The sequence below is a fragment of the Pseudochrobactrum saccharolyticum genome (assembly GCF_008801715.1).
GTDB classification, from domain to species: Bacteria; Pseudomonadota; Alphaproteobacteria; order Rhizobiales; family Rhizobiaceae; genus Pseudochrobactrum; species Pseudochrobactrum saccharolyticum.
This window is the reverse complement of record NZ_VZPG01000002.1, coordinates 195,723-211,092: the sequence shown is the minus strand read 5'-3', so window position 1 is coordinate 211,092 and position 15,370 is coordinate 195,723. Positions and strand designations below refer to the sequence as shown.

Sequence of the window (15,370 nt, the reverse complement as noted above, 5' to 3'; positions counted from 1 at the left end):
GAGTTCAAGCTGTAAACAGCACCTCCCTGCCCGTCTGCGTCAATTCGATCACTCAGGCACATTCCGAAAGCTGTGAAGCGGTACTCGGATGAGGCACATAGTAAAACAAAAAGGCAGAGCCTTTCGTCACTATATATGTTAATCATTTCCGAAAGATTGAGCGCTGTTTTACCGGTGCAGAAGCACTAATTTCTTGCCGGACTATGGCAAAATATGCCACAATTCAGGGCATATTATATTCATATCTGATGTCTGCTTAAAGATTTCCACAATTAGATAACGCTTAAAAAAGCCCGCATTTGCTTTGTTTTCAATGCCCCTACGAGTGCCGCGTTAACCTTATCTTTAAACATTTCATCAACCGCAATTTCCGTAGTTCCCATATGGCTCCGGAAGTTTTAACCTATAGACTGCGCAACGTGTCTTTGTATCTGCCGTTAAGAATTGAGCGGCAGCAATTCAGAGCATGGTTTTTGCGTATAAGTATGAGTACGGGGTAAAACGGCTATGGCACAAAATACAAAAGCGCAAAAGCTTGAGCTTGATATGGAACAGGCCCTCTCTGACGGGCTGGATCTGGATTTCAGCGACGACTTTGAGCTGGATTTGAATTTTGACGCACCTGAAGCAGAATTCTCGCTTGATGATCTGGAAAGCCAGATTTCGCGCGCAGCAGAAGAACTGGCACTGGAACAGAACGGCGCTTCAACAATAGCCGCCGCTGCTGCAGGCACTGCCGTTGCCGCTGCTGCCGTGAAAGGCAAAGCTGAGGCGCTGGCACAGTCAGAGCCGGAAAAGCCTGTTAAAGAGAAAAAAGCAGAAAAAACCGTTCTGCCTGCCGCACCGGTCACACCGGCTGCGCCTCCTGTTGTTACAGCCTCTGCCAATACCCCGGGCAGCGTGACTGTTTTACAGGCCGCAAACCAGCCGGAAGCCACGGCCCCCGTTCACTCTGCCAAATCCGAAACAATATCCGCACGCAGCGATGCAGAAATGCAGGCTGAAACTGTGCTGGCAGATCCTGTAGCTGCACGCCCTTCAGCCTCACAGGCCGCACCTGCTGCCGCAGCCTCCCCGTTCACACCGGCCAATGACGATCTGCGCAACGATAACTTGTTGCTGCGTCGCACCAATGGCCGCAATGCAAATGTGTTCTGGACAACCACAGCCATCAGCGCCCTCTGGACAGCAGGCGGTCTTACCCTTGCCCATGCGCTGAGCCCGCAGGGTCTCACCTCTTTCTCGGCAATCAAAGATTTCTTCGGCACACCGGCCGGTATCGGCGTTGCAGCCGGTATTGCCGTGCCGGTTGTGATGTTCTGGGGCTTTGCCCAGATGGTACGCCGTGCACAGGAACTGCAATCCGCTGCCCGTCAGATGACTGCCGCCGCCATGCGTCTCGCTTCGCCTGAAGCCGCAGCCGGTGACCGCGTTTCCACGCTGGGTCAGGCCGTGCGCCGTGAAGTTGCAGCGATGAATGAAGGTATCGAGCGCACACTCGCCCGTGCTGTTGAACTGGAAACTCTGGTTCAGACCGAAGTACACCAGCTTGAGCGCGCTTACAGCGATAATGAAGTGCGCATCCGCGCATTGATTGCCGAACTGGGCAATGAGCGTGAAGCGGTCATCAGCCATGCAGAACGCGTACGCTCCTCGATCTCCGGTGCCCATGAGCACCTCAAGACTGAACTGTCTTCGGCCAGCGATATCATCCGTGACAATGTTCTCACCGTTTCCAGCGAGCTGACCTCTTCCCTGTCCCATGCAGGTGAAACAATGATCAGCCGCCTGAATGAAAGCGGCGCGGCCATTTCCGAGGCGATTGATACCCGCAGCACAGATATTTCAACACGCATCAGCTCTTCGGGCGGTGATTTTGTTGAAATCCTTGATACACGTATCGCCACATTGGAAGAACGCTCACGCGGTCTCACCGAGACCCTGACCGAAGCGCTGGATGCACGTACATCCAACATCGCTTCGCTGCTCGGCGATGCAACCATGAATATGGTCACCGAATTCGATCAGCGTCTGGCCAATCTGAACGCCACACTGGCAGAACGCGGCCATTCGCTGCTCAATGAATTTGAAGGCCGCGCACAGGCAATCGACAGCAGCACTGAGAAACTCAATGCCGCTCTGGAAGTCCGTTCGCGTCAGATCAATGAAAACCTGATTGCCCGTACCCGTGAGATTGCAGAAACCTTCTCCGGTGTGCGTTCGTCCATCAGCACTGTGGTTGACGAAACCAAAGACAAACTCAACGGCGAATTGTCAGGCATTACAGATTCTGTTGCCGGTCTGCTCAATGACCGCGCCGGTCACTTCATTGCTCAGATTGCTGACAGCCGTGAATCCCTGTCGTCGACACTCTCCGGTGAAGCTGACCGCATTGCAGCTGCAATGCAGCAGCACAGCCAGACGATTACAGAGCGTGGTGCCGATATTGAACGTGCCATTGCAGGCAATGCAGCCAATCTCGACCAGACTGCCAGCCAGCATGCTGCTATTCTGGAACAGCGCACCAATGATATGCGTGAAGCGATGGCTGCCCATAATGCCAAGCTCAACGATATTTTTGCAGAAGAGGAAGGCCGTTTCGAAGGCCGCACTTCTGCTCTCAAGAGCTCGCTCGACCAGCAGCATGCGGAATATGCGCGGGCACTGGATGAGCGTAATCAGCAATTCTCTGACAGCCTGCAGAATAACAGCGCTGCTGTCAGCTCGCTGCTGAATGAACATATCAATACTGTCGGCGACCGCGCCTCGCAATTGCAGGCAGCGATGCTGAGTGGTTCTGAAAGCCTTGATGCCAATCTGCGTCAGCACAGCGATACGCTGGTGCAGCGCACTGTTGCCTTGCAGGATGCTGTTGCCAATGCAACCGGCGTATTGCAGAGCTCTTTTGACAATCAGACCGGTATTATTGAAGAACGCACCTCCACCATGGAACGCGCTCTGAGCATCGGTGTGGACAATGTTCGTAAATCGCTGGAGCAGAGCGCTTCGGTGGTTGCCGGAACACTGCGTGAGAAAATCACAGAAGCTGCCGGTTCGCTTACTGCAGAAGCTGCCAAGGCCGGTGATGCACTGCATGGCTTTGGTGAAAACTTCAACGACCGCCTGATTGAAAATCTGGCCGGTACAGAAGCCCGTCTCGGCGAACGCGCCAGCCAGATTGCATCCGGTCTGGAAGCGATTGAAACCCGCCTCACCGGCGAACTCAGCGGCATTGAATCGCGCATTGCAGAAACCGCATCGCGTACCAGTGACGTGCTCGGTTCGCATAGCGAAGCTTTCAGCGCCCGTGTCCTGGAAAACCTGTCCGGCACAGAAGCCCGCCTCACTGAACGTGCGGAAGCCATTGCTTCCGGCATCAATGATGTGAGCAACCGTCTGACCGGCGACCTCAGCGGTATTGAAACACGAATTGCGGAAACCGCATCCCGCGCCAGCGATGTTCTCGGCTCCCATAGTGAAGCTTTCAGCGCCCGTGTTCTGGAAAACCTTTCCGGTACCGAAGCACGCCTGACTGAACGCGCTGATGCGATTGCCATGGGTCTTGGTGAAATCGGTTCGCGCATTACCGGTGAACTCGGCGTGATCGAAGCCCGCATTTCCGATGCGACACAGAACACCTCCTCCACACTGGAAGAGCGTACCCGTGAGCTGAATGCGGTTCTCGCAGCCCGCTCGCAGGAAATCACCCGTATTCTGGCCGATACCGCAGAACCTCTGGTACAACGCCTTGCCGATAGCGGTCAGGGTCTTGCAAGCCAGCTGGAAGAAGCAACCCATGCAGCAACCGACCGCCTGCGTTCGGAAAATGCAGCACTGGTCAATGCACTGGCCAGCCGTACGGCTGAGACCATCTCTGCGGTGCAGGAAGCCAAATCCAGCCTGTCCGATGGTGTTGGCGGCCTGATTGATCGTCTGGCAAGCTCCAATGCGGAACTTGGTCAGCTGATCGACAAAGCCACGCTCAACCTCAACGATATTGATACACGTCTGGTTGAAACAACGTCGAACTTTGCTGACAGCACCAACAAGGCTGCTCAGATCTTCTCCAGCTCCAGCGTTGTGATCGATAACAATATCGGTGCCCTGCGCTCGCTCTCCGGCAACACGCTGTCGCAGATTGCGGATATTGCCAAGCGCTTTGAAGATCACAGTGCAGTTCTGTCCCGTGCATCAGACCTGATCAACACAGCTCAGAATGGCCTGACTGACACATTGTCCGACCGTCAGGATGCTCTGGAACGTCTGTCTGCCGGTCTCCTTGCCAAATCTGAGAACATTGAGAAAGTGATGCAGGGCTTTGAAACCCTTGTTACTTCTGCTCTGGAGCGCACCGAAGGCCGCACCCGCAATTCGACCGAACAGCTGCGCGCTGCCATTTCCGAAGTTGTGGAACAGGCCAGCCAGAAGTTTGCAACAGCAACGGATGAAATCCGCCGTTCGGCCGCTGAAATCCGCGGTGAACTGGATGCAACCCGTGGCGAGCTGAAGCGCGGCGTATTGGATATGCCGGCGGAAGCCAAGGAATCCACTACTGCAATGCGCAAGGCGGTTTCCGAGCAGATCAATGCGCTGAAAGAACTGGCATCCATCGTCAACAAATCCGGTCGCCTGGTCGATGTGGGCGACAGCCGTGCAGACCGCACTATTGCTAAACAGACAGCCGCAGCGCAGCCTGCTCCGGCCTATGTTGCACCAGTGGTCACGCAGACTGCGGCTCCGGTACAGCAGCCACAGAGCTACACAGTTTCCGCAGCACCTGCTCCACAGGAAAGCGCACGCGGCGGCTGGGTTTCCAATCTGCTGGCACGCGCTTCCGCAGATGAGGAAACAGCTTCGGCACCGCGCAACCAGAGCAATGTAACACCGCAGCGTTCAGCCGCCCATGTGGTCGACAGCCTGAACTCCCTGTCGGTTGATATTGCCCGTGCGATTGATCATGAAGCATCGGTAGAGCTTTGGGATCGCTACCGTCGCGGTGAACGCAATGTCTTCACCCGTCGTCTCTACACTCTGAAAGGTCAGCAGACCTTTGAAGAGATCAAACGCAAATACCAGATGGATGGTGATTTCCGACGTGCGGTAGACCGCTACATGGATGATTTCCAGCGCCTGCTGGAAGATGTTGCCCGTAATGATCGTGATAATATGGTCACCCAGACCTATCTCACATCCGATACAGGCAAAGTCTACACCATGCTGGCACATGCATCGGGTCGTCTGCGTTAACCGGATACCACATTCAGAAAGGCGGGATTTTTCCCGCCTTTTTTATTTTCTGACGACCCCTGACAAAGCGTCTCAGCTGCTCATAATTTTACCATACCGCTCTTGCCAAATGACGGGGCAGAGCTTCTATAGTGAGTTCTACAGAATTACATTGCGGCATGTCATTTGCTGCTCTCAAGCATATATACCGGAGGAACTATGTCTCAGACTGCACCGCGCTATCCAGATACCCAGCTTTTGATCAACGGCGAATGGCGCAATGCGCAAAGCGGGCGTACAATTGATGTGTTCAATCCGGCCACCGGCGAAGTGATCGGCAAGGTTGCCCATGCTGAGAAGGTTGATCTCGACGCTGCACTGGATGCCGCTGCCAAGGGTTTTAAAATCTGGAGCGCAAGCTCGCCATTCGACCGTTCCAAATTCATGCGCCGCGCGGCAGATTTGCTGCGTGAGCGGGCAGATGCCATTGCGCCGATCCTGACCCTTGAGCAGGGCAAGCCGGTTGCTGAGGCCAAAGGTGAGATCCTTGCCGGCGCAGATATTATCGACTGGTTTGCTGAAGAAGCACGCCGCACCTATGGCCAGATCATTCCGGCACGCGCTGTCGGTGTATCGCAGATGGCATTCAAACTGCCGGTCGGCCCTGTAGCGGCCTTCACACCATGGAATTTCCCGATCAATCAAGTGGTGCGCAAGCTCTCCGCTGCCATTGCCGCCGGTTGCTCGATCATTGTCAAAGCACCGGAAGAAACACCGGCCTCACCTGCCGAACTGATCCGCGTTTTTGTTGATGCCGGTATTCCGGCCGGTGTGGTCAATCTGGTTTATGGCGTACCGTCAGAAATCTCCGAATATCTGATCCCGCATCCGGTAATCCGCAAAATCTCGTTCACCGGCTCCACACCCATCGGCAAAATGCTGGCCGGTCTTGCCAGCCAGCATATGAAACTGTCGACCATGGAACTCGGCGGCCATGCACCGGCCATCATCTTTGATGATGCCGATGTGGAAGGCGCAGTTAAAACACTGGCTATGTCCAAATTCCGCAATGCCGGTCAGGTTTGCGTTTCGCCGACCCGCTTCCTCGTGCAGGAAAATGTCTATGAGCAGGTCGTTGAATCCTTCACTGAAAAAGCCAAAGCCATCAAAGTCGGTAATGGTTTTGACGAAGGTGTGCAGATGGGACCGCTGGCCAATGAACGCCGTATCCCTGCCCTTGAATCCCTGATTCAGGATGCCGTGGACAATGGCGCGCGTCTGATGACCGGCGGCCGCCGTATCGGCAATGTCGGTAATTTCTTTGAACCGACCGTGCTGGCCGACGCGCCTAAAACCGCACGTATCATGAATGAAGAGCCTTTCGGCCCTGTGGCTGTCTTCTCTTCCTTCAAAACACTGGATGAAGTGATTGATGAAGCCAACCGCCTGCCATTTGGTTTGGCGTCCTATGCCTTTACCCGTTCAGCTGAAAATGCACGCGAACTGGGCATGCGCATTGAGGCTGGCATGACAACAATCAACCATCTCGGCCTCGCACTGCCGGAAGTCCCGTTCGGCGGCATCAAGGATTCCGGTTATGGCACAGAAGGCGGCTCAGAAGCTATCAATGCCTATCTGACCACAAAATTTGTGACCCATCTGGTTATCTGACATTATTTTATTGCTAGACATTACGCCCCCGCCGGTGACCACACCGGCGGGGTTTATTTTACCCTCACGACTAATAAAATTATTCAGAATTCGTTTGATCTTTCAGATTGTTGCGTTACGCTCCTGACCGAGCCGGCCAAAACCAAAAACACGGCCGCGTGAATGAGGGGAACTACAGCATGACACTGATGACAACAGTCAAAAAACACAAGCTGAACAAGCTCGCACTGGCACTGGCATTCAGCACAGCTTTAACAGGCTCGGTATTGATGAGCGCAGCCAATGCTGCCACACCGGCGGATACGCTGGTGATCGCTATGGCGACAGATGATGTGATTTCGCTGGATCCGGCGGAATCCTTTGAAATTACCACAGCAGAAATTCTGGCCAACAGCTATGGCCGCCTGCTGCGCACAGACTATAAAGACCCGTCCAAACTGGTCGCTGATATTGCCGAGAGCTGGGAAGTTGCCGAAGACGGCAAGACTTTTACCTTTAAAATCCGTAAAGGTCAGAAATTTGCCTCCGGCAATCCGATTACCGCACATGATGCTGCTTTTTCGCTGCAACGCGCGGTGAAGCTCGATCAGAGTCCTGTTTTCATTCTCAGCCAGTTCGGTCTGACCAAAGACAATGTGGATGAAAAGGTCTTCGCCAAAGATGATGACACGCTGATTTTCACCTCGGAAAAAGCCTTTGCACCAAGCTTTGTCTATAACTGCCTGACTGCCACAGTCGGCTCTGTTGTTGACAGCAAGCTGCTCAAAGAACATGCCAAGCCGGTCACACCGACTGCAGATTCCAAAGCAGATAATGATTTCGGCCATGAATGGCTGAAGCGTAATTATGCAGGTTCCGGCGCTTATGCAATTAAAGACTGGCGTCCGAATGAAATCATTATGATGGAGCGCAATGAGTCTTATGATGGTGAGAAACCGCCGCTCAAGCGCATTATCTATCGCTATGTGAAAGAAAGCGCGTCGCAGCGTATTATGCTGGATGCCGGTGATATCGACATTGCCCGTAATCTCGAACCGGGTGATCTTGAAGCCATCTCCAAAGATGAGCGCTTCCACACCGCCAGCGCGCCGAAAGGCACCATCTATTATTTCAGCCTCAACCAGCAGAACGAGACATTATCCAAACCGGAGGTTCGTCAGGCTGTAAAATATCTGGTGGATTACAGCGCTATTCAGTCCACCCTGATTAAGGGTATCGGCACGATCCACCAGAATTTCCTGCCCGCCGGTATGCTTGGTTCAACGGACGAAAACCCGTTCAGCCTTAATGTTGAAAAAGCCAAGGAACTGCTGGAAAAAGCCGGTCTGAAAGACGGTTTCACCATTACCATGGATGTACGCAACACACAGCCGGTCACCGGTATTGCAGAATCCATTCAGCAGACTTTTGCCAAAGCCAATATCAAACTGGAAATCATTCCGGGCGACGGCAAGCAGACACTCACCAAATATCGCGCACGTAAGCATGATATTTATATCGGCCAGTGGGGCATCGATTACTGGGATCCGCATACCAATGCCGATACATTCGTGACCAATCTGGACAATAGCGACAATGCGGTTTCAAAAACCAGTGCATGGCGCAATTCATGGGAAATCCCTGAACTGACCCAGAAAACGCTGGCCGCTGTCATGGAAAAAGACGCTGACAAGCGCGCACAGCAATATCTGGATCTTCAGAAAGAGTTCCGCGACACCAGCCCGTTCACCATGATTTATCAGCTGAATGAAGTGGCGGTTGTGTCCAACAAGGTGAAAGATTTTATCATTTCACCGGATACCAATTATGTGCTGAAAGCCTCAAAAGAATAACCAACAGAAACGGCCGCAGACTTATATCTGCGGCCGTTTTCAAATCCTGTTGCTAAGAGGTCGCCGTTTAGCGCACAACTAATATAGCCGTTTTGGTATGTGTCAGCACTTCACTGGTCTGGCTGCCCAGCAATAAGCGGCCGATACCGCGGCGGCCATGGGATGTCATCACAATCAGATCAACATCGCTGTGCTGGCTGAAATCGATAATCGCCTCGGCAGGCCAGCGCTCATCAATATGTTTCAGCGTAGCAGTAATCCCAGCTTTCGTAGCCGCCTCACCAGCCGCTTTGAGAATATCCTGCGCCTGTCGCGCCTGATTTTCATTATAGATTTCGATATCTTTCGGGCTGGCAATCCAGCCTGCGCTGCTGGCGGTTGCCATCATCGGAAACGGCTCGGTCACAGTCAGAATAGTCACTTTGCTTCCAAGTTTAGAGGCCAGTTGCAGCCCCTGTTCCAGACCTTTTTGTGCAAGCTCAGATCCGTCCGTAGCAATCAAAATATGCTTATACATTATGCTGTCCCTGCCCCGTTAAATGACCTGTCTTCAGTGAAGCCGGAGCCAAAGCATCAGTAAACCTCACGCTGAAGCAGATTTTATCTTAAAACGCATAATACCATGTGTGAAGCTGGATTCCGCACATAGAGATCAACAAAATAGCGCAAAACGGCAGAGATCCAAGAATTACCGGCAATTACAACTTAAAATAATAAAATATTGTGATACCATCATTTCAGTAACATGGTAAAATTATCATGTTACTTCAAAGATAATAACTTTGAAGAAGGCAGACTTTATTCCGGAAAGGTACTCAAACGCTGCAGGAGAAATAAAATGAAACTTATTTCTAGAATTTACGATCATTACGGCTCTGCAAAACAGGTCGTGCATAATCTTGAGGCTGCAGGCTTTCCTCACTCTGACATTGTCATTGTCAGCCGCAAATTTGCGGAAGAAGATACAACCATGTGCGATGAAATCGTCAACTATGCCGGTATCGGCACTGTGATTGGCGGTATTGCCGGTTTGATTACAGGTTTCGGCCTGATCGCGGTGCCGGTTGTCGGCTCTGCGGCTTTAACTGCCGGCTGGCTGGTTGCCGCTTCAATCGGCATGCTGACCGGCGCGGCCATAGGCGGCATTATCGGCAGTGTTATCAGCTCCTTTGCCTCTCACGGCATCAGCAAGGAAGATGCCCGCCTGTGCATTGAAGCCTCCAAGCTCGGCAATACGATTGTCAGCCTGCGCCTGAAAGGCGGAGCCGGAAACCTCACTGAAACACAGGTCAGCCAGATTATGGATGTTCAGGGGGCAATGACTGTTGACCAGTTCCGCGACCGTATCCAGCAACAGCGCAATGCGAAAAATGCGGGTTCCTATACAGGAAAACCGGTTCACCGCACCTGAACTGACAGCGCGACTATGCTGGCTGAGCTTGACGTGATGCCGGTATAACCGGCATCAGATAATGAATAGGCTATCCTTTTTTATGGAAAGCCTCCGGCAAGCTCATCGCATTTTTCTGGCTCGTAAACAGCACGGTCGGATCAATACGCCCGACACCGCGATAAGGGCTGGTATGGATCGCCAGAATCCACATACTCATCGTTGCAGTCACAATATAAATGGCGAGCGCTTTGCGCCCTGCTTTCGGCCGATCCGCATGAACAGAAGCTATAACGACCAGAGTCAAAACGGTCAGGAAAAATACCAGATACCACTTGTAATGATTGACAGAGCTTGATCCCAACGCAAGACGCGCATTACGGGCATCCTGCATTTCATCAAAATCCCGCACCATCTGCGACATCAAAGCCCCCGGTATATCGCCGCGTGCAAGGCTGATCATTGAGACACGGATATTCTGCAACGCCTCCTCAACCGCGCGGGCGGGCTGGGTATTGTAGCCTTTATGCCATTCCTCAGAAATCACTGTCACACGGTAAACTGTGAGCGCCTTGAGCAAAACCGGATCATTCAGAGCCTCCGGCCGCGCCATACCGATCAGACGGGTGATAGATGAGCGTTCTTCGCTAGCGGCCTGATCTGCACGGCCATTCACCGTCCAGATATCAGCAGCAACAAAGCCCAGCGCCAAAGCCCATGCCGTTGCAATTGTACCGACAAATGCTGCGATCGGCAGCGTCAGAATATCTTTCGATGCCTGTCTTGCGAAAATGCGCAGAAACACCAGTCCGACTGCATAGAAAATGATGCCACAAACACAAAACAACAAGAACATCAAAGCTGGTGATATACCGAACAAATGGTGCATTCTGCCCCCTCCGAGCAAATAACGCGCAAACTATAATAGAAAAAGTCCGGAGTGCTTTTGCGCTCTCTTCACTGTTTGCACAATATACTGCCGTACATTAAATAACAGTTCAATGCCAGAGCATGTCTCGCAAAGGTGGGGACTGATTTGAGTACCAAGCCATGCGTAAAAACAAAGAATATCTCATCCCTTTTTATCAGGCATAACCGGCCTGCTGACGCATATAATCTCGCGGAGAACTGCCCAGCATACGCTTGAACATTGTGGTATAGGCCGCAGCGCTTTCATAACCGGTGTCGAAGGCTACAGATGTAATCGGCTCACCGGAAGCAAGTTTTGGCAGTGATGCGAAAATACACGCCTGCTGACGCCATGTCACAAAACTCACACCGGTTTGCGCGCGGAACAGCCTTGTAAAAGAACGGCGGCTCATGCCCATTTTCTCTGCCCAGCTGTCAATATCCGCAGCCGGATCCGGCGCTTTTAAAAATGCTTTGCACAATGCGGCCAGTGCCGGTTTCTCCGGAAACGGCAGTCCCAGCTCCCGCACCGGCAGGCGCTTAATCTCATGGAGCAGCAAGTCGAAAAGCAAACCGCTGCGCTCATCATCCACATCAGGTTTTTGCAGCTTCACCACCTCTGCCAGCAGGCTGCACACCAGTTCATTCACCGACAGCACGCAAGGATGACCGCTATGGTCATAGTCGCGCATATAGACCGATTGCATTTCAACACCGGAGAACATTTCAACCCGATGCTCGATACCGCGCGGAATGAGCAGCGCATGATCCGGCGGGATCATCCAGCGCCCGCGCTCAGTTACAACCAGTGCAACGCCTGAACGCGCATAAAGAAACTGCGTTCGGGAATGGCGGTGCATCGGGATCAGCAAGCCGCCCGGATATTGTCTGGCAAGGGCTACAACCGGATCAGCGGCATGTTCGATCAGATGAAAACCCTGCGAAATCAGTGTATTTATATCATCAGGACTATTTAAATGCATGATTTGGCCCAGTTAATAAACTTTACGTCCTTAGCACGAAAGCAGGCCAGAGAAAAGCGGACTAAGCAGAATGCTGCCAGTCAGAGAAAAATCAAAAAGCGGCATCCGGTCAGATAAGGCACAGAGCATCATCTTTATCGGCGCTGAACGCTAAATGAAATATTGACCTCTGACTTACAGAAAGAATGCATATATCCGGCTAATGCCGGACAGCGCGTGACTTCAAAAAAGGCATAACATATCCGGAGCACTTGCAATGACGACCGTGACCAGCCAGTCACCAAAAATAACTGAAGCCACAACTGTTTCACTGATTGTGGTTGTCAGCTTCTGCCACATGTTCAACGATATTATGCAATCGCTGCTGTCAGCGATCTATCCGTTGATTAAAACCAATTATAATCTGGATTTCCGTCAGATCGGCTTCCTGACCATGACCTTCCAGATCACGGCCTCCCTTCTGCAACCGGTCATCGGCATTATCACCGACCGCTGGCCGATGCCTTATTCTCTGCCGCTCTCCAGTGTCAGCACATTCACCGGCCTTTTGCTGCTCGCCAATGCCGACAGCTATACGGTGCTGCTGATCGGCTCCAGCCTGATTGGTCTGGGATCGGCGATCTTTCATCCAGAGGCTTCACGTGTGGCGCGTATTGCCTCCGGTGGTCGCCACGGCTTTGCCCAGTCCCTGTTTCAGGTCGGCGGCAATTTCGGCTCCGCACTCGGCCCTCTGCTTGCCGCTTTCATCATTCTGCCAAACGGTCAGTCGAGCGTTGCATGGCTGGCAATCATTGCGGTTTTCGGCTTTATCGCGCTCACCCGCGTCAGCCGCTGGTATGCTGAAAAACAGCGTCAGAGCAAAAACAAACCTGCTGCAGACCGCACTCTGCCGCTGCCGCAGGGACGCGTGATGTTCGCCATTCTGGTTCTGGTGCTGCTCACCACGACCAAGAATGTGTATATGGCCAGTATTTCCAGCTATTTTACCTTCTTCGTCATCGAGAAATTCGATGTCACGGTACAAAATGCGCAGCTAATGCTGTTCCTGTTCCTCGGTGCATCGGCAGCCGGTGTTTTCATCGGTGGCCCGATCGGCGACAGAATGGGCGCCCGTTTCGTCATCTGGTTCTCGATCCTCGGCGTTATTCCTTTCGCCCTGATGATGCCTTACGCCAACCTGTTCTGGACATGCGTTCTGGCCGTTGTCATCGGTATTATCTTCTCCTCGGCATTCTCCGCAATTGTGGTCTTTGCACAGGAGCTGGTACCGGGACGTGTCGGCATGATCGCCGGTGTGTTCTTCGGCTTCGCATTCGGTGCGGGCGGTATCGGGGCTGCATTGCTCGGCGATTTCGCCGACAGCCACGGCATTGAATATGTCTATTGGCTGTGTTCATTCCTGCCACTGCTGGGCGTGCTGACAATATTGCTGCCGCGCCTGCCGAAAAAAATGGCCGCATAATCGGCCTAGAAAAGAGAACGGGGAAGACCTTGCGGTCTTCCCCGTTTTTTTTATCTCAATCATTATTCCGGAGCGCGCTTTTCCGTCGGGACCTAATCGCCGGAAAAGCAAAAACGGGAACCGCCGCCTGCTCCGGAACAAAGACCGGATATTATTTCTTGATGGTTTCCAGCAGCTCGTCATAAGCCTTGCAGGCTTCATTCATATCAGTGGTACCCTGATACTTGGTCTGCATTTCCTGCGACTTTGTCATAATTTCCTGAGCGCGGCTCGGATCTTTCGTCAACACTTCCTGAATTGCAGCAGTTAAGTCTGTTGCCTTCTTGGTCAGTTCTTCCTGCGTGCAGGCAGATGCTGCGGAACTTGCAGCAGCAGAGATGAGCAGTGCAGAAAAGGATGCAGCAACCAGTGTTTTGAATTTCATAGAAGTATCTCTCTTTATGATCTGTCGATAAACGAGCAATATTTTATGCACCGGCAGCTTATGTTGGTGTTTTTATCTTTCAAAATAACAAATTATTTTCACTTAAAACAAAAACCACCTGCCAGTGACAATATTTCCATTTCTGCCGAAAATGGATTATAGAAAGCAACAGGACTATGGGGGGAGCAATATGTTGCGAGTGGTGTTTTTGTCTGTTTCGGTACTGGGTATGACGACGAATGTCTGGGCACAGCCCATAGATACATACTGGGCACGCTTGAGCAAACAGGATCATTACAACTCATCAGGCGTGGCGCTGAACTCCGCAGCCACGATTATCCGTCAGGATCGCGCCAATTTTTACATTTTTGGCAAAATGGATCCGGAAGATGAATCCGACGTGTTCTTCAACGACAAGGCGAACCGCGCAAAGCTGGAGAAAATGCTTTCCGAAGGCTCACTCTCCGACCGCGACCGTGCAATTATTGAAAACGGCACACCGCTGATACGCGTGGACATTCATCCGGAACATGTCGAAGTCACAGTCGCGCAGGACTAGAGCGTATCGCGTTTAATTGCACGCGCTCTAAACAGATTTCAGGTCTTTCCAGAAATAGATCGTACCGGTCAAAGTGCCGAAAGGATCGAGAGCGAAATTCGGCACCTCGCCAACCCGCTTAAAGCCCAGCCGCTCATAAACTGACACCGCAAGACTGTCACTTGCCGTATCAAGCATCAGATGTGTGCGGCCATGCTGCAATGCCAGAGCTTCCGCAGCCTGCATCAGCAATGTTGCCACACCGCGCCCGCGACAGGAGACAGAGGTCATCAGCTTGCTGATCTCCGCACGATGCGGCTGGTTCGCGGTCTGCACCAGAACCAGACTGACTGTACCGGCAAGCTTCTCACCGTCAAAAGCACCGAGAATAATCCGCTCTCCGCTCTGCGCAGAGTTCATCGCACCCTCCCAGAATGCCTCTGCCGTTTCCGGCTCAAGAGGATGCATGAAGCTGACAGAGCCGCCGCTGGCGACTGTTTCAACCAGAAGATCGCGCAGCTGTGCGATATGTCTATTATCATAAGGCAGAGGTTTAATTTCGAAGCCAGTCATAACCATCAGCTTTCACAAGAATGAAAATCCGCATAAATTATTTTGAGCGTGTTCCTGCTGTAAACAGCATAAATTACTAGCTTTAAAAAAATCAATAAATATTTGAATTATCTAATTTAAAACAGAGCCAATATGCTCTCAAAATAAAAAAGCAATTTAAAAAACTTGCCCTCATAATCGGGCAAACTTGCTGGTCATAATTAGGAAAGCTGCTTAAGAGCAACCTTAGCAATGGTCTGGGGGCTGATGTGTATCAAATTCTTTTAAAAGCAACATTCGTGACTGCCTTGGTCGTCGCGTTGAGCCAGATATTTTCATTCAGCATCCGTTATGCATCCGGCCAGCCCTTCACTGCTTTTGTT

The 15,370-nt window shown here is 52.1% G+C and carries 11 protein-coding genes; 6 read left to right on the top strand and 5 right to left on the bottom strand.

The window, feature by feature from the left end; all coding sequences use genetic code 11:
• Positions 1–507 precede the first annotated feature (507 nt).
• The 3 genes from F7P81_RS07560 to F7P81_RS07550 all read left to right on the top strand — a co-directional run bounded on the left by F7P81_RS07560 (position 508) and on the right by F7P81_RS07550 (position 8,729).
• Positions 508–5,247: an apolipoprotein A-IV repeat region-like domain-containing protein gene (locus F7P81_RS07560; protein ID WP_151159084.1), complete on the top strand. Its 4,740-nt coding sequence runs from the start codon at positions 508–510 to the stop codon at positions 5,245–5,247.
• 198 nt (positions 5,248–5,445) lie between these two features.
• Positions 5,446–6,897, top strand: coding sequence for an NAD-dependent succinate-semialdehyde dehydrogenase (locus F7P81_RS07555; protein WP_151159083.1), 1,452 nt, complete (start codon positions 5,446–5,448; stop codon positions 6,895–6,897).
• Positions 6,898–7,085: 188 nt separating this feature from the next.
• On the top strand, positions 7,086–8,729 hold the full coding sequence (locus tag F7P81_RS07550; protein ID WP_075655725.1) for an ABC transporter substrate-binding protein: 1,644 nt from the start codon (positions 7,086–7,088) through the stop codon (positions 8,727–8,729).
• A gap of 67 nt (positions 8,730–8,796) precedes the next feature.
• Here F7P81_RS07550 and F7P81_RS07545 read toward each other — a convergent pair whose 3' ends face one another.
• Positions 8,797–9,246 (bottom strand): universal stress protein, encoded by a 450-nt coding sequence (locus F7P81_RS07545; RefSeq protein WP_075654927.1) that lies wholly within the window; start codon positions 9,244–9,246, stop codon positions 8,797–8,799.
• Between the two features lie 321 nt (positions 9,247–9,567).
• Here F7P81_RS07545 and F7P81_RS07540 point away from each other — a divergent pair, with 321 nt between their 5' ends.
• Positions 9,568–10,140 carry a hypothetical protein gene (locus F7P81_RS07540; protein ID WP_022711693.1) on the top strand — a complete coding sequence of 191 codons (573 nt, stop codon included), beginning with the start codon at positions 9,568–9,570 and terminating at the stop codon, positions 10,138–10,140.
• A gap of 70 nt (positions 10,141–10,210) precedes the next feature.
• Here the strand turns inward: F7P81_RS07540 and F7P81_RS07535 are convergent, their stop codons facing one another.
• Both F7P81_RS07535 and F7P81_RS07530 read right to left on the bottom strand, forming a co-directional pair.
• Positions 10,211–11,008, bottom strand: coding sequence for a bestrophin-like domain (locus tag F7P81_RS07535; protein WP_022711694.1), 798 nt, complete (start codon positions 11,006–11,008; stop codon positions 10,211–10,213).
• A 196-nt stretch (positions 11,009–11,204) separates the two neighbouring features.
• Positions 11,205–12,011, bottom strand: coding sequence for an AraC family transcriptional regulator (locus F7P81_RS07530; RefSeq protein ID WP_151159082.1), 807 nt, complete (start codon positions 12,009–12,011; stop codon positions 11,205–11,207).
• Between the two features lie 256 nt (positions 12,012–12,267).
• On the opposite strand from F7P81_RS07530, the gene F7P81_RS07525 reads away from it, so the two are divergent.
• Positions 12,268–13,473 carry an MFS transporter gene (locus F7P81_RS07525; protein WP_075654926.1) on the top strand — a complete coding sequence of 402 codons (1,206 nt, stop codon included), beginning with the start codon at positions 12,268–12,270 and terminating at the stop codon, positions 13,471–13,473.
• Between the two features lie 151 nt (positions 13,474–13,624).
• Here the strand turns inward: F7P81_RS07525 and F7P81_RS07520 are convergent, their stop codons facing one another.
• Positions 13,625–13,897 carry a hypothetical protein gene (locus F7P81_RS07520; RefSeq protein ID WP_022709435.1) on the bottom strand — a complete coding sequence of 91 codons (273 nt, stop codon included), beginning with the start codon at positions 13,895–13,897 and terminating at the stop codon, positions 13,625–13,627.
• Between the two features lie 199 nt (positions 13,898–14,096).
• Between F7P81_RS07520 and F7P81_RS07515 the strand changes: the two genes are divergently transcribed.
• On the top strand, positions 14,097–14,456 hold the full coding sequence (locus F7P81_RS07515; protein ID WP_170265224.1) for a hypothetical protein: 360 nt from the start codon (positions 14,097–14,099) through the stop codon (positions 14,454–14,456).
• Positions 14,457–14,483: 27 nt separating this feature from the next.
• Here F7P81_RS07515 and F7P81_RS07510 read toward each other — a convergent pair whose 3' ends face one another.
• Positions 14,484–15,008 carry a GNAT family N-acetyltransferase gene (locus tag F7P81_RS07510; RefSeq protein WP_151159081.1) on the bottom strand — a complete coding sequence of 175 codons (525 nt, stop codon included), beginning with the start codon at positions 15,006–15,008 and terminating at the stop codon, positions 14,484–14,486.
• Positions 15,009–15,370: the final 362 nt, after the last annotated feature.